Genomic DNA, 20037 nt, shown 5'->3' on the forward strand with positions numbered 1-20037 from the left:
GGCGTGCGGTGCGGTGCGGGTCCGGCGCGGGCCGGGGCGTGGATGGGGGCGTCGATCGGGGCGTGCGTCAGGGCGCGTGGCGGTCGCGGCCGCCCAGGCCCTCGTCGTCGAGGTCTGTGCCGTGGGCCCACAGGGAGCTGTCGTACGGCGTGTCGGGGATGGTCACCACGTCCCGCCGTTGCGGGTCGGGGCGGGGTGACGCCGGGGGCGGGGCCGCGGCGCGCAGCAGGGCCACGCTCTCGCGCAGGTGGTCGGCGTCGGTGCGGACCCGCCGTACGTCCACCCCGGCCAGCGCGTCGCCGGCCTGCCGTTCGAGTCGGTCGACGGTGCGGACCAGGTCGTCCACGCATCGCTGAACTGCCGTCAATTCATCGTGCAGAGCCATTACTTGCCCTCACTTCGGGGGTGCGGTGGCAACGCTCATGCGCCTGCGAGTGTCGCGCGTCACATCCCGGCTTGTGAAGAGATCTGCAGCGATTGCCGGATCGGGGGCGGTGAATGCGCCGGATCACGCGCCGATCGCGCCGACCTCGACCGACGAGGACGGATCGGTGAACGGATCGGTGAACGGACCGAGGGCGGACCGAGGGCGGACCGGGGGCGGACCGGGGGCGGATCGGGGACGGATCGGTGGCCGATCCGGGCCGCGGGCCCGCCCCCCGTGGGCCGTCCGGAGCCCCGTTGGGCCGCACGAGTGGGATATGGGCGCCGCGCCGCCGTGTCTCCCCCGTGGGGCGTGTCGGGTCGCCTTCAGTGGAGCGATAGATGTGATCAGCACCATATACCGCCAAACGTGATCAAACCCGGCCCGATCCAGGTAGCGGGCGGCCGGGCGAGCCCCGGACCCCGGAGGTACCAGCCATGTCCCACGACCGCGCCAGAGTCAGATCTGTCGTGTTCCTCGCGACGGGGGTGCTGGCTCTGCCCGCCCTCGCCGGATGCAGCTCGAACGACGAGGCAGGACGGCCGACCGCGGGCCGGGACGTCGCCCCCGCGGCCCGGGACCTGGTCGCCGACGGCGGCACCATGAACTGGGCGGTCGACGCGCTGCCCGAGACGTTCAACTCCTTCCAGGCCGACGCCGACGAGGGCACCGCCCGCGTCGCCGGCGCGGTCCTGCCGTCCCTGTTCCGCCTGGACGGGCAGGGCAGGGCGCAGCGCAACGCCGACTTCCTGGAGTCCGCCGAGGTCGTCGAGAACGAGCCGCGCCAGGTCGTCCTGTACAAGCTCAACCAGCAGGCGGTCTGGAGCGACGGCCGGGAGATCGGCGCCGACGACTTCGCCGCGCAGTGGCGCGCCCTGTCCGGCAAGGACACCGCGTACTGGACGGCGCGCAACGCCGGATACGACCGCATCGAGAAGATCGAGCGCGGGGCGAACAACCTGGAGGTGCGGGTCACCTTCGCCAAGCCGTACGCGGACTGGCGCTCCCTCTTCTCGCCGCTGTACCCCAAGCAGGTCATGGGCACCCCCGACTCCTTCAACGACGGGGCCCGCCGCAAGCTGAAGGTGACCGCGGGTCCCTTCGCCCTGGCGGACGTCGACCGCAAGGCCGACGGTGTGACGCTGACGCGCAACCCGCGCTGGTGGGGCCGCCCGGCCAAGCTCGACAAGCTCGTGCTGCGCAAGGTGGCGCCCGGCGAGCGCGCCGAGGCGCTCGCCAAGGGCACGGTCGACCTCGCCGCGATCGACGCGGCGCAGGCCGGACGCATCGCGCTGGCCGCCCGCGACCACGGCACCCAGGGCCCCCTCGCGCACGGCCCCGGCGCCGCGCTCACCCCCGGCAAGGCGCTGCGCTCCTGGGCGATCGCGCACGGCTCCGACGAGGAGGCCGCCGAGGCGGAGACCGAGCAGCGGGCCAAGGCCGCCAAGGCGGTCCAGAAGTACGCGACCGAGCAGGCGGGCCTGCGCGGCTATGTCGTGCGCAAGTCCCTGGAGCCCGCGTACACCCAGCTCGCCCTCAACGGCTCCGAGGGGCCGCTCGCCGACGACCGGGTGCGCCGGGCCGTGGCCCGCGCCCTGAACCGCCAGGAACTGGCCAGGACCGTGCTCAAGCCGCTCGGCCTGCCCGCCGAGCCGGTCGGCAGCCACCTCGCGCTCGCCGGCCAGCAGGCGTACGCGGACAACAGCGGGGCCCTCGGCGAGCAGGACACCGCCGAGGCGCGGGCGCTCCTCGCGGACGCCGGCTGGGTGCCGGGCGGCCCGCTGAAGGACAAGAAGGACAAGGACGGGTCCAAGGAGAAGACGGCGGGCGCCGAGTCCGACGCGAAGGAATCCGCGAAGAAGTCCAAGAAGGACTCCGGCGAGGACTCCTCCGACGACGGCACGTACATCGTGGGCGAGGACGACGGCAAGCCCGGCGACAACGGCACCTCGGTGCTCGCTCCGGCCCCCGCGGCCGCCTACCAGCGGGCCGTCCTGAACCGGCAGGCCGACGCCCTCGGGCTGCCCCGCGAGGCCGACAAGGAGAAGAAGAAGGAGCCCGCCGAGCACGCGAAGAGCCACGCCAAGAGCCACGCCAAGAGCCGGTCCGAGGCGCACTCGGGCGCCCGGGACCAGGCCAAGGGCGGCGCCCCCGGCGCGTACGCCCCCAAGGGGACGGCCGCGCCGAAGGCGGTGGCGGGCGCACCGGCCGCGGGTCCGCTCGCCAAGGACGGCAAGCCCCTGACCCTGCGCTTCGTGCTCCCCTCCGGGGAGGGCTCGGAGTCGCTGCGCACGGTGGCCGACCGGATCTCGCGGATGCTGGAGAAGATCGGTGTCCGCACCGAGACGGCGAAGGTGTCCGACGACAGCTACTTCAAGGACCACATCGCGTCCGGCCAGTACGACCTGGCCCTGTACTCGTGGCCCGCGTCCGCCTTCCCGGCCACCGACGCCCGCCCGATCTTCGCCAAGCCCGTCCCGGCGGCCGACGGCTCGCTCAACGTCGAGCAGAACTACACCCGGGTCGGCACCGACCACATCGACCAGCTCTTCGACCAGGCCGCCGGCGAGCTGGACGAGGAGACCGCGCGGTCCCTGGTCCGCAAGGCGGACGCCCGCATCTGGGCCGAGGCGGGCTCCATCCCGCTCTACCAGCGGCCCCAGCTGATGGCGTCCCGGCCGAACCTGGCGAACGCGGGCGCGTTCGGCTTCCAGGCCCCCGACTACGAGGACATCGGCTTCCTCAAGCCGGGCGCGAAGCCCTCCGGCGAGCCGTCCGCCAAGTAGCACCGGCGGCGCACTCCGGCGGGGCGAGCGCCCGGCCGGAGTGCGCCGGCTCAGATTCCGCTCAACTCTCTTGCCCGCGGGACACCCCGGCGGGCAAGCTCGTGTTACCCATTGACCTGCTGTTTCCCCAAAGTTCCCCAGGCTTTTCGCACCCCCCTGAAGCCCCCGCGGAGGCTGCCTCCGTGGGGGACACGTAGACTGGGGTGAGGCCGTGGCGTGTCCAGCCCGGCAGGGTTCGTGTACCTCAGATGTACGCGCGACCGTCCACTCACTCCAGGAGTACGCCGCACTATGGCCACGCGCCACGACATCCGCAACGTTGCCATCGTCGCTCACGTCGACCACGGCAAGACGACCATCGTCGACGCCATGCTCAAGCAGGCCGGCTCGTTCGCCGCGCACGCCGCCGAGTCCCTCGACGACCGCATGATGGACTCGAACGACCTGGAGCGTGAGAAGGGCATCACGATCCTCGCCAAGAACACGGCGGTGAAGTATCACCCCAAGGACGGCGGGGAACCGATCACGATCAACATCATCGACACCCCCGGCCACGCCGACTTCGGTGGCGAGGTCGAGCGCGGTCTGTCGATGGTGGACGCGGTCGTGCTGCTGGTCGACGCCTCCGAGGGCCCGCTCCCGCAGACCCGCTTCGTGCTGCGCAAGGCGCTGCAGCAGCGGCTGCCCGTCATCCTGTGCATCAACAAGACGGACCGTCCCGACTCGCGCATCGACGAGGTCGTCAACGAGACGTACGACCTCTTCCTCGACCTGGACGCCGACGAGGACCAGATCGAGTTCCCGATCGTGTACGCCTGCGGTCGTGACGGCATCGCCTCGCTGACCAAGCCGGACGACGGCACGGTCCCGGCCGACTCCACCAACCTGGAGCCGTTCTTCTCCACGATCCTGGAGAGCGTCCCGGCCCCGACGTACGACGAGACGGCCCCGCTGCAGGCCCACGTCACCAACCTGGACGCCGACAACTTCCTCGGCCGCATCGCGCTGCTCCGCGTCGAGCAGGGCGAGCTGCGCAAGGGCCAGACGGTCGCGTGGATCAAGCGGGACGGCACCATCGCCAACGTCCGCATCACCGAGCTGATGATGACCGAGGCGCTCACCCGCAAGCCCGCCGAGATGGCGGGCCCGGGCGACATCTGCGCGGTCGCCGGTATCCCCGACATCATGATCGGCGAGACCCTGGCCGACCCGGAGAACCCGATCGCGCTGCCGCTGATCACGGTGGACCAGCCGGCCATCTCCATGACCATCGGCACCAACACCTCGCCGCTGGTCGGCCGGGGCGGCACGGGCAAGGGCGCGGCCGCGAAGTCCGCGGTCAAGGACCGCAAGGTCACCGCCCGCCAGGTCAAGGACCGCCTCGACAAGGAGCTCGTCGGCAACGTCTCGCTCCGCGTCCTGGACACCGAGCGCCCCGACGCCTGGGAGGTCCAGGGCCGTGGCGAGCTCGCGCTGGCGATCCTGGTCGAGCAGATGCGCCGTGAGGGCTTCGAGCTGACCATCGGCAAGCCGCAGGTCGTCACCAAGGAGGTCGACGGCAAGACGCACGAGCCCGTCGAGCGCCTGACGGTCGACGTCCCCGAGGAGCACATGGGCGCCGTCACACAGCTCATGGGCATCCGCAAGGGCCGCATGGACAACATGTCGAACCACGGCTCCGGCTGGGTCCGCATGGAGTTCGTGGTGCCCTCGCGCGGCCTCATCGGCTTCCGTACGGAGTTCCTGACGAACACCCGCGGCACCGGCATCGCCCACTCCATCCACGAGGGCCACGAGCCCTGGTTCGGCACGCTGACGACCCGGAACAACGGCTCGCTGGTCGCCGACCGGGCCGGCGCCGTCACCGGGTTCGCGATGACGAACCTCCAGGAGCGCGGCGTGCTGTTCACCGAGCCCGGCACCGAGGTGTACGAGGGCATGATCGTCGGCGAGAACTCCCGCGCCGACGACATGGACGTGAACATCACCAAGGAGAAGAAGCTCACCAACATGCGCTCCGCCTCCGCGGACTCCTTCGAGGCGATCGTGCCGCCCCGCAAGCTGTCCCTGGAGCAGTCCCTGGAGTTCTGCCGGGACGACGAGTGCGTCGAGGTGACCCCGGAGGCCGTGCGCATCCGCAAGGTCGTCCTGGACCAGAAGGAGCGTGGCCGCTCCGCGTCGCGCGCCAAGCACAACTGACCCACTGACGTAGGCAGTTAGCGGCACAGAGCCGCTCACGAGGCCGATTTCCACCGCTCCCGAGGGAGTCGGGCGGAAGTCGGCCTCCTCTGTTTCCCCAGGCGAGTACGGTGTGGCCGTCGCCGTGCCGGGCGCTCCCGGCAAGTGGTTTTCCACCCCGGAGTGTCCGCTATGCGGACGTCACTGACCGTTAGATGTGTAACACGTCCGTTTCGCAACCATCTATCTCGGATCGGTTTGTCCGGATTTTGGAAGTTGTACGGGGCAGGTGTGATTGAACCGAGACCAAAAGGGTGTGGTCGAGGGGTACCTCATGGCTAATAGTTGACCGCGTATAGCTCGGGTCAATGGGTCACGCGCTGTGGGGAGCGCCGACTCACGAGCACACTGGGGTACTCGATCTTCGCCGTCAGGGGTGTCGGCGCGGTTGCACGTACCCCCTCTTGTAGTGAACAAGTGGACTCATGAGGAGGAACCCCATGCGTGGTGCCAAGAGCGCCAAGTGGGTCGCGATAGCCGGTGTTGTGGCGCTGACGGCCACCGCCTGTGGCGGCGGCGACAGTGACAGCAAGGGCAGCGGCAAGGTCGACCCCAAGGGGATCGTCAGCTACGCCAACGGTGAGCCGCAGAACGCTCTGCAGCCGTCCAACACCATGGAGGCGTACGGCAGCGTCGTCATCGACTCCCTCTTCACCGGGCTTGTCCACTACGACAAGCAGGGGAACATCACCTACGAGAACGCCGAGTCGGTGACCCCCGACAAGGACTCGAAGGTGTGGACCGTCAAGCTGAAGCCGGGCTGGAAGTTCCACAACGGCGAGGCCGTGACCGCGAAGTCGTACGTCGACGCCTGGAACTGGGCCGCCGACCCGGCCAACGGCCAGCAGAACAGCTCCTGGTACCGCGACATCGTCGGCTACGACGAGGTCCACCCGGCCAAGGGCAAGGCCAAGAAGAAGGAAATGTCGGGCCTGAAGGTCGTCGACGACAACACCTTCACCATCACGCTCAAGGGTGGCGTCCCTTACTACGCGTACAAGCTCGTCTACAAGCCCTTCTTCCCGCTGCCCTCCGCAGCGCTGAAGGACCCCAAGAAGTACGGCGAGGCGCCGGTCGGCAACGGTCCCTACAAGTTCGAGAAGTGGGATCACAAGAAGCTGATCTCGGTCCGTGCCTGGGGTGGATACAAGGGCGAGGACAAGCCGAAGAACGGCGGCATCGACTTCAAGGCCTACTCCAAGGACACGGCCGCCTACGCCGACCTGAAGTCCGACAACGTCGACACGATGCCGCTCGTGCCGAACAGCGAGATCGCCAACTTCAAGCAGGACTTCGGCGACCGCGCCATCGAGCAGGACTTCTCGGCGATCAACACGATCAACCCGGCCTTCTACACGAAGCAGTGGAAGGACATCGACGTCAAGGTCCTGCAGGGCCTGTCGATGGCGATCGACCGTGACACCATCGCCAAGACCGTCTTCCACGGGACGCGCGAGTCGGCCACGGGCTGGGTCGCCAAGGGCGTGAAGGGCTACCAGCAGGACGCCTGTGGCGAGTACTGCAAGTTCGACGCCACGAAGGCCAAGCAGCTCATCAAGGACGGCGGCGGCGTCCCGGGCAACAAGATCTCCATCCAGTACAACGCCGACCAGCCGCACAAGGACTGGGTCGTCGCTGTCTGCAACAGCATCACGAAGTCGACCGGCGTCAAGTGCGTCGGTGACCCGGTGACCGACTTCGCGGCCGACACGGAGATCCGTGACCAGAAGAAGGTCAAGTCGATCTACCGTTCCGGCTGGGTCCTCGACTACCCGTTCAACGGCAACTTCCTCGCCGACCTGTACGGCACCGGCGTCGACGGCAACAAGGGCGGCTTCTCGGACAAGAAGTTCGACGAGCTGAACAAGAAGGCCGACCAGGCCAAGACGATCGACGAGTCGGCCAAGCTGTACCAGCAGGCGGAGAAGGAGCTGCAGAACAGCTTCCCGGGCATCCCGCTCTGGTACAACAAGACGCTCTCCGCGCACTCCAACAACGTGAAGAACGTCGAGTTCGACCAGGCCGGCGACCCGGTTCTCTCCGAGGTCCAGGTCTTCGAGAAGTAGTAGTCGTCGGAGTACCGCTTCCGTGAGCGACGCCCGGTGATCCCGGGCGTCGCTCACGGGCGGCTCCGCAATGGACGGAGGCACCAATGGGGCGCTACGTCGCACGGCGACTGCTCCAGATGATCCCGGTCTTCATCGGGACAACCCTGCTGATCTTCCTCATGGTCAATGTCCTTCCCGGCGACCCGGTGCGGGCGCTCTGGGGAGACAAGCCGCCGGACCCGGCGCAGGTCGCGCAGATCAGACATGACCGGGGGCTCGACCTGCCGCTCTGGCAGCAGTACCTGCACTACATGGGCGGATTGCTGCAGGGCGACTTCGGCAAGACCATCGCGGGCAACAGGCCCATCCTCGACGAGATCAAGCAGGCCTTCCCGGTCTCGATGAGGCTCGCGGCCATGGCGTGGACCTTCGAACTCGTCGTCGGTATCGCCCTGGGCGTCCTGGCAGGTGTGAAGCGCAGCCGGATCGTCGACAACACCGTCACGCTCTTCACCCTTCTGGTGATCTCCGTCCCGATCTTCGTGTTCGGCCTGTTCCTCCAGCTGATCTTCGGCAACGAACTCGGCTGGGTGACACCCACGGTCCAGGATTCCGAGAACTTCCAGCAGCTGATTCTGCCCGCGCTCGTCCTCGGCCTCGTCGGACTCGCCTACGTGGCGCGCCTGAGCCGCACCTCCATCGCGGAGAACCGGCAGGCGGACTACATGCGAACCGCGGTCGCCAAGGGATTGCCCAGGCACCGGATCATCACCCGGCACCTGCTGCGCAACTCCCTGATCCCGGTCGTCACTTATCTGGGTACTGACATCGGCACCCTGATGGGAGGCGCGGTCATCACCGAGGGCATCTTCAACGTGACCGGCGTCGGCAACCTGCTCTTCGACGCGCTGAGCAACCGAGAGGGTGCCGTCATCGTCGGCATCGTGACGGTCCTTGTCCTCGTGTATCTCCTCGCGAGCCTGGTCGTCGACCTTCTCTACGCCGTTCTTGACCCGAGGATCCGTTATGCCTGACCTCACCAAGACCCCGGCCACGGACGAGGCCCACGCCGTGGCGATCGTCGATGCGGACGCCAAGGCCACGGATGCCGTGGAGACGGCGGGCAAGCCCCGCAGCCTGTGGGGCGACGCGTGGCGTGATCTGCGCCGTCGGCCATTGTTCGTGATCTCCGCGCTTCTCATCCTCGTGGTGCTGCTCGTCGCGGCCTTCCCGGGCTTGTTCACCAACGCCGATCCGCGTACCGGCGACCTGACCAACCACTTCCTGGAGAAGCCGAACCTCGGTCACTTCTTCCAGGCGGACTGGTTCGGCTACGACCGTCAGGGCCGGAGCATCTACGCGCGTGTGGTGTACGGCGCCCGGAACTCGATCGTGGTCGGATTCGGTGTGACGATCCTCGTCACGCTCGTCGGTGGACTGGTCGGAATGCTGGCCGGCTACTTCGGTGGTCTCTGGGACAGCATCCTGTCGCGGCTCACGGACGTGTTCTTCGGAGTCCCGTTCCTGCTCGGCGCGATGGTCGTGCTGAACGCCTTCACCGAACGCAATGTCTGGGTCATTACCGGCGCCCTCGCCTTCCTGGGCTGGACGCAGATCGCCCGCGTCATGCGTGGCGCGGTCATCACCACTCGGCACGCGGACTACGTCATGGCGGCCAAGGCCCTTGGAGCCGGCACCAAGCGGATCCTGTTCCGGCACATCCTGCCGAATGCCATTGCGCCGGTCATCGTCATCGCGACGATCGCTCTGGGCACGTACATCGTCGCGGAGTCGACGCTTTCCTTCCTGGGCCTCGGCTTCGGCGGGGACGCGCTCTCCTGGGGCGGCGACATCTCCGACGCGCTGAGCGACATCCGGAACAACCCGCACACCTTGATCTTCCCCGCAGGAATGCTGAGCATCACGGTGTTGGCGTTCATCATGATGGGTGACGCCGTACGCGAAGCCCTCGACCCGAAGCTGCGCTGAGGGAGGCGTACATGAGCATCGACATCAAGGAAGACACGATCCCCGCCCCCCGCTCGGGCGAGGAGAGGAGCGGCAGGCTCCTGGACGTCAAGGACCTGCACGTGGAGTTCCACACCCGCGACGGTGTGGTCAAGGCCGTCAACGGCGTCAACTACAGCGTGGACGCGGGCGAGACGCTCGCCGTCCTCGGCGAGTCGGGTTCCGGCAAGTCCGTGACCGCCCAGGCGATCATGGGCATCCTCGACATGCCGCCCGGCAAGATCCCGCAGGGCGAGATCCTGTTCCGCGGCCAGGACATGCTGAAGATGTCCAACGAGGAGCGCAGGAAGATCCGCGGCCGCAAGATCGCGATGATCTTCCAGGACGCGCTGAGCTCGCTCAACCCCGTGCTCTCGGTGGGCTACCAGCTCGGCGAGATGTTCCGGGTGCACGAGGGCCTCAGCCGCAAGCAGGCCAAGGCCAAGTCCGTCGAGCTGATGGAGAAGGTCAAGATCCCGGCCGCCAAGGACCGGGTGAACGACTACCCCCACCAGTTCTCCGGCGGTATGCGCCAGCGCATCATGATCGCGATGGCGCTCGCCCTGGAGCCCGACCTGATCATCGCGGACGAGCCCACCACGGCGCTCGACGTGACGGTCCAGGCCCAGGTCATGGACCTGCTCGCGGAGCTGCAGCGCGAGTACAACATGGGCCTGATCCTGATCACCCACGACCTCGGCGTCGTCGCCGACGTCGCGGACAAGATCGCGGTCATGTACGCGGGCCGCATCGTCGAGACCGCGCCGGTGCACGAGCTGTACAAGCGGCCCGCGCACCCGTACACCCGGGGTCTGCTCGACTCGATCCCGCGCCTGGACCAGAAGGGCCAGGAGCTCTACGCGATCAAGGGCCTGCCGCCGAACCTGCTCAGGATCCCCGGTGGCTGCGCGTTCAACCCGCGCTGCCCCAAGGCGCAGGACATCTGCCGCACGGAGATCCCGCCGCTGGTGCCGGTCACCGAGCAGGACGGCGCGGAGCTGCCGGGCCGCGGCAGCGCGTGCCACTTCTGGAAGGAGACGATCCATGGCTGAGCCGACGAAGGCTTCGAAGCTCTCGAAGACGGACGAGCCCACCGACGCCACCCCGAACGTCTCCGACGTGGAAACGGTCGACGCGACCACCGCCGAGGAGGCCGTCGCGGCCATCGAGGCACCGGTGGAGCGCGGCGAGCCGATCCTCCAGGTCCGCAACCTGGTCAAGCACTTCCCGCTCACGCAGGGAATCCTGATCAAGAAGCAGATCGGCGCCGTCAAGGCGGTCGACGGCATCTCGTTCGACCTGTACCAGGGCGAGACGCTGGGCATCGTGGGCGAGTCCGGCTGTGGCAAGTCCACGGTCGCCAAGCTCCTGATGACCCTGGAGCGGGCCACCGCGGGCGAGGTCTTCTACAAGGGCCAGGACATCACCAAGCTGTCCGGCCGCGCGCTGAAGGCCGTGCGCCGCAACATCCAGATGGTGTTTCAGGACCCGTACACCTCGCTCAACCCGCGTATGACGGTGGGCGACATCATCGGGGAGCCCTTCGAGATCCACCCCGAGGTGGCCCCGAAGGGCTCGCGCCGCCAGAAGGTCCAGGACCTCCTGGACGTGGTGGGCCTGAACCCCGAGTACATCAACCGCTACCCGCACCAGTTCTCGGGCGGTCAGCGCCAGCGCATCGGCATCGCGCGCGGTCTGGCCCTCAACCCCGAGATCATCATCTGCGACGAGCCGGTCTCGGCCCTGGACGTCTCCGTCCAGGCCCAGGTCATCAACCTGATGGAGAAGCTCCAGGACGAGTTCAACCTCTCCTACCTCTTCATCGCGCACGACCTGTCGATCGTCCGGCACATCTCGGACCGCGTGGGCGTGATGTACCTCGGGAAGATGGCGGAGATCGGCTCCGACGAGCAGATCTACGAGCACCCGACGCACCCGTACACGCAGGCGCTGCTCTCCGCGGTGCCCGTGCCCGACCCCGAGGCCCGTGAGGGCCGCGAGCGCATCATCCTCACCGGGGACGTGCCCTCGCCGGCCAACCCGCCCTCGGGCTGCCGCTTCCGCACCCGGTGCTGGAAGGCGGAGGACAAGTGCTCCAAGGAGGTTCCGCTCCTGGCGGTCCCCGAGCGCTTCAAGGGCAAGGACACCCCGGCCGCGCACGAGTCGGCGTGCCACTTCGCCGAGGAGAAGGACGTCGTCCACGCGGCGTGAGATCCGAACTCCATACAGCTGACGGGTGCCCCAAGCGAATCATGCTTGGGGCACCCGTTCTACTTTCGTGGGCTCGCCTGAGCGGTCGCTGGACTTCCCGTTGGGCAGCGCTGTCTGATCGCGCTCTTGGCCAAGGGGCTACGCGAGTTGTCCTCGGGTCTGGCAAGGCAATTCACCAGGCCAGTGGTTGGTGAGTCCCTGTCCCAGGTGAAGACTTGGCCGTTGGTGTCCTTCTCCGGATTACTGAGGCAGCGGAAAGCGTACTTCGCATCAACAGATAAGATGCCTCTGTAGTAGACCGCTTGCATTTTGTTGCCGGGTTCAATCGCCAAACTGCGTGCCTCGCTCGCAGTGCTGGTTCCCGCATCGATCAGATGATTCACCGAGGAATTCCCGGCCTGAACCTTTTTCAGCAGCGAATGGGATATATCGGATTTGCTGAGATGTGCCGTGGACCCTGTGACTTTGCTGACTCTCGGTCTGTAGGTCAGAGGGTGAAAGGTGTGTCGCTTTCCTGGCCCGAGATTCTCTAGGTCATCGAGTACGGTCAGTCGCCAACGGGTATTCACTTGCCAAGAAAAGCGGCCTTCCTTGCACGAACCGATTTCTTCGTGTGCGGTTTGGCTCTGAGTTGAGCAGCTCGTGGCAGTTGCGACCAGGATGGAGATCGATACCGCAGCCCTTATCTTCATGCCTTCCTCCCGATCAGGTGCACTCACTATGGGGCAGGCCTCCGGCGCGCGACGGCCCGCTGTCCCGGCCCGGAGTTCGGTCCAGGAGAGCGGGCCCAGCCACATGCGTGGATTGGAAGGACTATCTAGGATGCCGAAGGAAAGGGCCTGTTCTTACGGCCAGGCCTCAGGTGCGGCCATTGTTGTTGTAGCAGCGGCCTATGTTGGCAGCATCCGAAGCTGCACTGATCTGCGTGTGGTGCCCCTCGGGGAGGTCCAAGTTGTCCACGACGGTCTCACCGGGCTTCAGGATCCAGTACCACTTCTCTGCGATTCCCTGGAATGTTGCCCTGTATTCCGTCTTGTAGATGCTCGAGGCGTTTACGGCGTAGAGCTTTTCACCCTTCGCCTCCCAGTTCAGGGCGAAGTGGTCGGTGCTGTCCCGCGGGTTGCGCAAGATGACCTTCGAGTCGCGACCGCCCGGGTCGTCCGCGCTCTTCCAGCTCTTGGACGTGCACTTCCAGTTGTTGTCTGCGGCAGTGGCTGTCGGGGCTGTGGCGGCACCCAAGCCAATTAACATGACGAGTGGTGCGATGACCCTGAATGCGGTCTTCCTTGAGTGAATTTTCATCTACCTTTTCCTGTCTTTCGGGTGGCTTGTGATTTCCGTCAACGATCAGATCATATGCATTGAGGAGGGGCAACAAGATTTTGGGCGACTAGATTTTCCGTCACAAATGGAATGCCTCATGGCTGGACAAAGGTGGACCATGTCGGCAACCTTTCGCGCGCAATTCGAAAAGAATAAGTCAATCGTCGGTATTGAGACGATCTCAGATTCGCGATCCAACTTGGCGCGCCGGTTTGCCTTCGATTTGTTTTCGCGGGCGTGGACTTGTTGGACTGGTATCCGACTGGACATGAGGTCTGACCCGTGCGAGTGGGGCGATAACCGGTCTGCCGGAACACGGGGGTGGAGAGCGCGCTTGCGGCGCTTCCACTGCCATGGAGCGCTGGGCCTTTTCGACCGCAGCGATACGGAGTGACGCACGAGAGGCGCGGCACTGCGTGTTCACGCCGACTCGCCGTGATGTTCCGCTAGCGACGGCAGCGCGGAAGGGGCCGAGTGGTAGCGGGCGAAGCTCGGTCGGCTGTCGACGATTCAGCCAGCGGCCGGCATGCCGCCGTCTCCGCCCCCCCGATCGGGGCGCGGCTCCCGGCTTGGCACCGGCTCGCGGCATAGTGGCCCGGCCTGTGGAAGAAGGGCGAGCCGCCAGGAGTTCCTCCACCCGGCCGGCCAGGAATCTCCGCTGGTCCGGCACCGCCGGCAGTGAGCCGATCAGCGCGGCCGCGCCGGTGCCGGTGACTGGCGTGGGCTCCTCGCCCAGGCCCGCCGGCCGGTGGGCCCGGAACCGGCCGCGCCCCGCTCGGGTCAAGGGGGAGGGCGGGCCGGTTCGGGAGGCGGGCCGGTTCGGCGCGCGGGCGCTCAGAGGGCCTTGCGCGCCGCGGGGACGGCCGGCTCGGCCGCCGACTCCGGGTAGTGGCAGGCCGTCAGGTGACCGTCGCGGTTGCCGTCGATCCGCACCAGCGGCGGGGTGTCCGTCGCGCACTTGTCCGTCGCCTTCCAGCACCGGGTGCGGAAGCGGCAGCCCGAGGGCGGGTTGACGGGGGAGGGCACGTCGCCGGTGAGCAGGATCCGCTCGCGGCGCGGCACGTCGTCCGCGGTGGCCTCGGGCACCGCGGAGAGGAGCGCGCGGGTATAGGGGTGGCGCGGATTGCCGTACAGGCTCTCGCGGTCGGCGATCTCCACGATCCGGCCCAGGTACATCACGGCGACCCGCTGCGAGAAGTGCCGTACCACCGCGAGGTCGTGGGCGATGAACAGGAACGCGATGCCCAGGTCCTTCTGGAGCTTCTGGAGCAGGTTCACCACCTGCGCCTGGATCGAGACGTCCAGCGCGGAGACCGGTTCGTCCGCCACGATCAGCTTCGGCTCCAGGGCCAGCGCGCGGGCGACGCCGATGCGCTGGCGCTGACCGCCGGAGAACTCGTGCGGGAAGCGGTTGTAGTGCTCGGGGTTGAGGCCCACCGTCTCCAGGAGCTCGCGCACCCGCGCCTCGCGGCCGCCCGGCGGGTCGATGTCGTTGACCTCCATCGGGCCGGAGATGATCTTTCCGACCGTCTGGCGCGGGTTCAGCGACGCATAGGGGTCCTGGAAGATCATCTGGATCTCCGAGCGGACCGGCGCCAGCTGCTTGCGCGAGGCGTGCGTGATGTCCTGGCCGCGGTAGGAGATCTGCCCGCCGGTCGGCTCCAGGAGCCGGGTGATCAGCCGGCCCGTCGTCGACTTGCCGCAGCCGGACTCGCCGACCAGGCCCAGGCTCTCGCCCTCGGCGACGGTGAAGTCCAGGCCGTCCACGGCCTGCACGGCGCCGATCTTCCGCTTGAACGGGAAGCCGCCCATGACCGGGAAGTGTTTGGTCAGCCCGCTGACATCCAGGAGAGGCGTGGGAGGGGTGCTGCTCATCGTCGTGAAATCCCGTCTCTTGTACGTCAGTCGGTGCGCGTGCCTGCGAAGTCCGCGAAGAACTCCGTGCGCTGCTCGGCCGTGAGGTGGCAGGCCGCGCCCCGGCCGCCGGTCAGTTCGAGGAGCGGCTGCTCGCCCGAGCAGCGTCCGCCCCCGACCTGCTCGGTGAACGCGCACCGCGGGTGGAAGCGGCACCCGGAGGGCGGGTTGAGGAGGCTCGGCGGGGTGCCGGGGATCGGGGACAGCGGGACGTCCACCGGGCCGTCGAGCGAGGGCATGGAGCCCAGCAGGCCCCAGGTGTAGGGGTGTTGCGGCGCGCGCAGCACCTCCTTCTTCGTGCCCCGCTCCACGCACCGCCCGCCGTACATCACCAGGACGTCGTCCGCGATGTCGGCGATCACGCCCAGGTCGTGCGTGATGAAGATGATCGACGTGCCGAACTCCTGCTGGAGGTCCTTGAGGAGGTCCATGATCTGCGCCTGGACCGTCACGTCCAGGGCCGTCGTCGGCTCGTCCGCGATCAGCAGCGACGGGTTGCAGACCAGCGACATGGCGATCATCGCGCGCTGGCGCATGCCGCCGGAGAACTGGTGCGGGTAGTCGTCCACGCGCAGGTCGGGCTGCGGGATGCCGACCTTCGTCAGCATCTCGATGGACCGGGCCCGCGCCTCCTTCTTGGAGGCGCCGGTGTGCTTGCGGAACGTCTCGCCGATCTGCCGGCCGATGGTGTGGTACGGCGACAGGGACGCCAGGGCGTCCTGGAAGATCATCGCCATCTTGTTGCCGCGCAGCCGCTCCAGCTCCCGCTCGGTGGCGGTGAGGAGCTCCTGCCCGTCGAGCAGGATCTCGCCGTCGATGGCGGTGCTGTCCTTGTGGTGCAGGCCGAGGATGGCGAGGTTCGTGACCGACTTGCCGGACCCGGACTCGCCCACGATGCCGAGGGTCTTGCCCTTCTCCAGCTCGAAGTCGAGGCCGTCCACGGCCTTGACCATGCCGTCCTCGGTGGAGAAGTGGACGCGCAGGTCGCGTACGGAGAGGAAGGGGGTGCTCATGGGTTCCGGCTCCTAGGCGAGGCGCACGCGCGGGTCGATGAGGGCGTACACCGCGTCGACGATGATGTTGAAGACGACGATCGCGGTGGCGGCGACGAGGACGACGCCGAGCAGCATCGGCAGGTCGCTGGTGTTGACCGCCCGGACCGACAGGTCGCCGATGCCGTGCAGCGCGAAGGTCTTCTCGGTGATGATCGCGCCGCCGAGGAGGACGCCGAGGTCGAGTCCGAAGATGGTGACGATCGGCCCCATCGCGCCGCGCCAGGCGAAGCGGAAGAAGACCGCGCGGCCGGAGAGGCCCTTGGCGCGGGCCGTGCGGACGTAGTCCTCGCTGAGCGTCTCGACCATCTGGGAGCGCGTCATGCGGGTGTAGTTCGCCGTGAAGATCAGCGAGAGGACGAGCCAGGGGATCAGCAGGCCGGAGAACCAGGAGCCCGCGTTCTCGCCGATCGGCGTGTACTGGGGCCGGTCGAGCCACTGCAGCTGGTACGTGAAGAGGTACACGGCGAAGACGCCGACGACGTAGATCTGCAGCGAGGACGCGATCAGCGACGCGGAGGAGGCGATCTTGTCGATGGCCTTGCCCTGCTTGCGGGCGGCCAGCATGCCGGTGCCCACGCCGAAGACCACGAAGACGGCGGCGGCGCCGAGCGACAGCGAGATGGTGGTCGGGAAGCGGTCCAGGATGGTGCCGAGGACCGGCTCGCGGTTGCGGAAGGAGTACCCGAGGCACGGCGCGGGGCAGTTGCCGAAGGAGGCGTAGTCACGGCCGACGAACAGGCCCTCGAACCAGTGCCAGTACTGCACGGGCAGCGGATCGGCGATCCCCAGGTTGTGCCGCACCAGGTCCAGCGTCTCGGGCGAGCAGACCTTGCCGCAGGCCAGCCGGGCAGGGTCGCGCGGGGCGGCGTAGAAGAGGACGAAGACGAGAACGCTGATGATCAGCAGGATCACCGCGCCACCGACGATGCGGCGAAGGAGGAAGCGGAGCATGGCAGTTGGTTTTCCTGACGGATGCCGACGGATGCCGTGGGTGGGGAGGGGGCGGGGCGGCCCCCGGAATCAGGGGCCGCCCCGCCGCTGGGGTCGTCAGGCCTTGACGTACGTCTTGTAGATCAGCGTCGCGGCGAACTGCGGGTCGTGCTGCGCGCCACCGACCTTGGAGCCGTGCAGGTAGAAGCGGCGCTGGTAGGTCTCCGGGATGATCGGCACGACCTCGGTCATGATCCGCTTGTCCAGGGCGGCCCAGGCCTTGCCGGCCTCCTTCTGGTCCGAGATGACCGAGTTCTTCTTGATCGCCTCGTTGATCCAGCCGATGTCGGTCTGGGAGATGTTGTTCTGGCCGTCGCCGATGGCCTCGCCGTCGAAGAGCGGCTGGATGAGGGTGTAGGCGGTGGGCCAGTCCGGGGACCAGCCGAACCACATGACGTCGAACTTGTTGTCGATGCGCTGGGCCTGGTCGTAGTAGTCCGTCGAGTTGAGCGGCTTGATGACCGGGTCGAAGCCGGCGGCCTTCAGCGCGTTCTCGATGACGACCTTGGTCTTGTCGTACGTGGGGCGCTGCGGGAAGGCGTAGACGATCTTCTGGCCGAGCTTGCCGGCCTTCTTCAGGATCTCCTTGGCGCGCTTCGGGTCGCCGGCGGGCTTCTTCAGCTTGCCGAAGACGTCGAACTTCTCGCGGCCGATGATGTCGGGGCTGAGGATGGTGGTCGCCAGGTCACCGGCCGACTCGCCGCCGTAGATCCGGCGGATCTGCTCCAGCGGCCACGCGATGTTGAGGGCCTTGCGGACCTCGACGTCGGTGATGCGCTTGGTGTTGATGGCGTAGTAGTACGTGCCGGAGGAGAGGCCGTTGAAGGACCGCTTCTTGACCGCCGGGGTGCTGAGCACCTTCTGCATGCGCTCGGCCGGGATGGGCTCGTAGATCGCGATCATCTGCTGGTCCTTGCCCTGGTCCGCGATGAAGCGGTCGCAGGAGTCGAGACCGGTGGGGCCGAACTCGAACTCGAAGCTGTCCGGGTAGGCGTTGCGGATCGGGTCGGTCTTCGCGTCCCAGTGCTTGTTGCGCGTCAGCGTCATCGACTTGTCGATGGAGCGGTGCTTGACGAGGTAGGGGCCGCAGGAGAAGGGCGCCTTGTCGTACTTCTCCTTGGTGTCGTGCTTGACGGGCACGGGGGAGTACGAGGTCATCGCCAGGGTGAAGTTGAAGTCCGGGCGGGCTTCCTGCAGCTTGAAGGTGATCGTCTTCTTCGCCTTGTCGATGACGATCGAGTCGAGGTGCTTGCCCTTGTACGGGCCGTCGTACGCGTCACGCCACTTGGCGCCCTTGCCGGTCAGCGCGGTCTGGACGTACGAGGCGCCCTCGGTGATGAAGGGGGCCCAGGCGCGCTCGAAGCCGTGCCGGACGTCCTCGACGGTGAGCTCGCTGCCGTCCTGCCACTTCAGGCCGTCCTTCAGCGTGAAGGTCCAGGTCTTGTTGCCGTCCGAGGCCTTGCCCGTGTCGGTGGCGAGGTCGCCGACCAGGGTCATCTTCCCCTTGGGGTCGATGTAGTAGCCGGTGAGGGCGCGGGCGAAGAGGTTGGCGACCGAGGAGTTGTACGCGAAGTAGATGCGCTGCGGGTCCATGTGCGACACGTCGTCCTCGGCGACGCCGTAGATCGTGCCGCCCTTCTTCGCGCCGGGCACCTCGGGGGCGGGGCCCTTGGAGTCGTCCGCGGTGCCGATCTTCACCTCGGCGCCCGTGTACTCGGTGGCGCCGCCGTGGGTGCCGCCCTTGCCGCCGTCGCCGGAGCCGCCGCTGCTGCAGGCGGACAGGACCATGGATCCACCGGCCGCGACCGAGGTCGCGACGACGAAGTTTCTGCGGGAGAGAGACATGTGGCTACCAACCCTGATTGTCGAAGAAGAGGAGCGGGGAACGGACCGGCACAGCCCCGTCGCGGGTGCCGGGGAGGGGGAGTGTCAGCGTTTGGTCTTCGGGTCCAGCGCGTCGCGCACGGAGTCGCCGAGGAGGTTGAAGGCGACCACGAAGATCACCATCGCGATGCCGGGGAAGGCCATGTACGTGATGTCCTGCTCGTACACCTCGGAGGCGCGCTGGATCATCACGCCCCAGTCCGGCGTGGGCTCCTGAAGGCCCACGCCCAGGAAGGCCAGGCCGGCCTCGGCGGTGACGAACATGGGGAGCGCGAGGGTCGCCTGGATGAGGATCGGCGTCCACAGGTTGGGGAGCAGTTCCTTGAAGATGATCCGGGCCGGGGAGGCTCCGGTCACCTTGGCCGCCTCGACGAATTCGCGCTCGCGCAGGGCGAGGACCTCGCCGCGCAGCAGCCGGGCGATGGACGCCCAGCCGAAGGCCGTCATCACCGCGATGAGGCTGGTGACCGTGAGCCAGGTCGGCGTCTTGTCCTCCGGGGCGACGACCACCGAGATCATCACCGGCCAGAACGCGATGAAGAAGAGCGTCGAGGGGAAGGCGAGCAGGATGTCGATGACCCGGCCGATGAAGTAGTCGGTCTTGCCGCCGAGGTAGCCCGCCGTGATGCCGACCGCGATGCCGATGAGCGTCACCAGGATCGTCGTCGCCGCGGCGATGAGCAGCGAGTTGCGCATGCCGTAGAGCAGGAAGGTCAGTACGTCGCGGCCCAGGCCGGGCTCGATGCCGAACCAGAAGTCGCCGTCGATGCCGCCGTTCGGCTTGATCGGGTAGCTGAACTCGTTGAACAGGCTCGGGTCGTTGACGCCGTAGGTCGTGTACGGGTCCTTTCCGTACACCTTCGAGATCAGCGGCGCGCAGAGGGCGATGACGAAGAAGAACAGCACGACGCAGGCGGCGATGACGCCGGACTTGTCCCGCTTGAAGCGGGTCCAGGCGAGGCGACCCGGCGAACGGCCCTTGCTGCCCTGGTCCTTGGGCGATGAAGGGGTGCCGTCGGTTTTGTCCGTCACTTCAAGCGTGGCGGCGGCGGCGGGAGTTGGCGAGGTCATGGCGCTCCAGGCCCGGAGGGGTCATCAGGAATCCGCAGGACAACCAGCACCTACGGGCTAGGCGCGACTTTCGCAAGGCGTTTCCC

General features: G+C 67.5%; 15 protein-coding genes. 7 read left to right on the top strand and 8 right to left on the bottom strand.

The features are described 5' to 3' along the window. Positions 1 to 67 precede the first annotated feature (67 nt). Complete coding sequence (locus ACFYXE_RS03015; RefSeq protein WP_361180836.1) at positions 68 to 385, bottom strand: hypothetical protein; 318 nt, start codon at positions 383 to 385, stop codon at positions 68 to 70. Between the two features lie 476 nt (positions 386 to 861). Between ACFYXE_RS03015 and ACFYXE_RS03020 the strand changes: the two genes are divergently transcribed. The 7 genes from ACFYXE_RS03020 (at position 862) to ACFYXE_RS03050 (ending at position 11714) form a co-directional block, all read left to right on the top strand. Next, complete coding sequence (locus ACFYXE_RS03020) at positions 862 to 3210, top strand: ABC transporter family substrate-binding protein (protein WP_389308286.1); 2349 nt, start codon at positions 862 to 864, stop codon at positions 3208 to 3210. Between the two features lie 291 nt (positions 3211 to 3501). Beyond that, the gene (typA, locus tag ACFYXE_RS03025; RefSeq protein ID WP_361168412.1) at positions 3502 to 5409 is read left to right on the top strand and encodes a translational GTPase TypA; all 1908 of its coding nucleotides are present in this window, start codon (positions 3502 to 3504) and stop codon (positions 5407 to 5409) included. A 479-nt stretch (positions 5410 to 5888) separates the two neighbouring features. Then, positions 5889 to 7514, top strand: coding sequence for an ABC transporter substrate-binding protein (locus ACFYXE_RS03030; RefSeq protein ID WP_389308289.1), 1626 nt, complete (start codon positions 5889 to 5891; stop codon positions 7512 to 7514). Between the two features lie 86 nt (positions 7515 to 7600). Further along, positions 7601 to 8530, top strand: coding sequence for an ABC transporter permease (locus tag ACFYXE_RS03035; RefSeq protein WP_389308291.1), 930 nt, complete (start codon positions 7601 to 7603; stop codon positions 8528 to 8530). Beyond that, a complete protein-coding gene (locus tag ACFYXE_RS03040) occupies positions 8523 to 9485 on the top strand; it encodes an ABC transporter permease (RefSeq protein ID WP_389308294.1) in 963 nt (320 codons plus the stop codon). Before ACFYXE_RS03035 ends, ACFYXE_RS03040 begins: the two co-directional genes overlap by 8 nt. Before the next feature lie 11 nt (positions 9486 to 9496). Then, positions 9497 to 10555: an ABC transporter ATP-binding protein gene (locus ACFYXE_RS03045; RefSeq protein ID WP_361168424.1), complete on the top strand. Its 1059-nt coding sequence runs from the start codon at positions 9497 to 9499 to the stop codon at positions 10553 to 10555. Then, positions 10548 to 11714, top strand: coding sequence for a dipeptide ABC transporter ATP-binding protein (locus tag ACFYXE_RS03050; RefSeq protein ID WP_361168427.1), 1167 nt, complete (start codon positions 10548 to 10550; stop codon positions 11712 to 11714). The genes ACFYXE_RS03045 and ACFYXE_RS03050 overlap by 8 nt, the downstream gene beginning before the upstream one ends. Before the next feature lie 59 nt (positions 11715 to 11773). Here the strand turns inward: ACFYXE_RS03050 and ACFYXE_RS03055 are convergent, their stop codons facing one another. The 7 genes from ACFYXE_RS03055 to ACFYXE_RS03085 all read right to left on the bottom strand — a co-directional run bounded on the left by ACFYXE_RS03055 (position 11774) and on the right by ACFYXE_RS03085 (position 19951). Beyond that, positions 11774 to 12406 carry a hypothetical protein gene (locus ACFYXE_RS03055; protein WP_389308297.1) on the bottom strand — a complete coding sequence of 211 codons (633 nt, stop codon included), beginning with the start codon at positions 12404 to 12406 and terminating at the stop codon, positions 11774 to 11776. Between the two features lie 166 nt (positions 12407 to 12572). Then, entirely contained in the window at positions 12573 to 13016 is a 444-nt protein-coding gene (locus ACFYXE_RS03060) for a hypothetical protein (RefSeq protein WP_389308299.1), read from the bottom strand. 855 nt (positions 13017 to 13871) lie between these two features. Continuing rightward, the gene (locus ACFYXE_RS03065; protein ID WP_361168430.1) at positions 13872 to 14912 is read right to left on the bottom strand and encodes a dipeptide ABC transporter ATP-binding protein; all 1041 of its coding nucleotides are present in this window, start codon (positions 14910 to 14912) and stop codon (positions 13872 to 13874) included. 26 nt (positions 14913 to 14938) lie between these two features. Then, on the bottom strand, positions 14939 to 15964 hold the full coding sequence (locus tag ACFYXE_RS03070; protein WP_361168433.1) for an ABC transporter ATP-binding protein: 1026 nt from the start codon (positions 15962 to 15964) through the stop codon (positions 14939 to 14941). Between the two features lie 12 nt (positions 15965 to 15976). After that, positions 15977 to 16957: an ABC transporter permease gene (locus ACFYXE_RS03075; RefSeq protein WP_361168436.1), complete on the bottom strand. Its 981-nt coding sequence runs from the start codon at positions 16955 to 16957 to the stop codon at positions 15977 to 15979. Between the two features lie 96 nt (positions 16958 to 17053). Next, positions 17054 to 18841: an ABC transporter substrate-binding protein gene (locus ACFYXE_RS03080; RefSeq protein ID WP_361168439.1), complete on the bottom strand. Its 1788-nt coding sequence runs from the start codon at positions 18839 to 18841 to the stop codon at positions 17054 to 17056. A gap of 84 nt (positions 18842 to 18925) precedes the next feature. Further along, the gene (locus ACFYXE_RS03085; RefSeq protein ID WP_389308303.1) at positions 18926 to 19951 is read right to left on the bottom strand and encodes an ABC transporter permease; all 1026 of its coding nucleotides are present in this window, start codon (positions 19949 to 19951) and stop codon (positions 18926 to 18928) included. Between the last annotated feature and the right edge of the window lie 86 nt (positions 19952 to 20037).

The organism is Streptomyces sp. NPDC002564 (assembly GCF_042889645.1).
GTDB lineage: Bacteria > Actinomycetota > Actinomycetes > Streptomycetales > Streptomycetaceae > Streptomyces.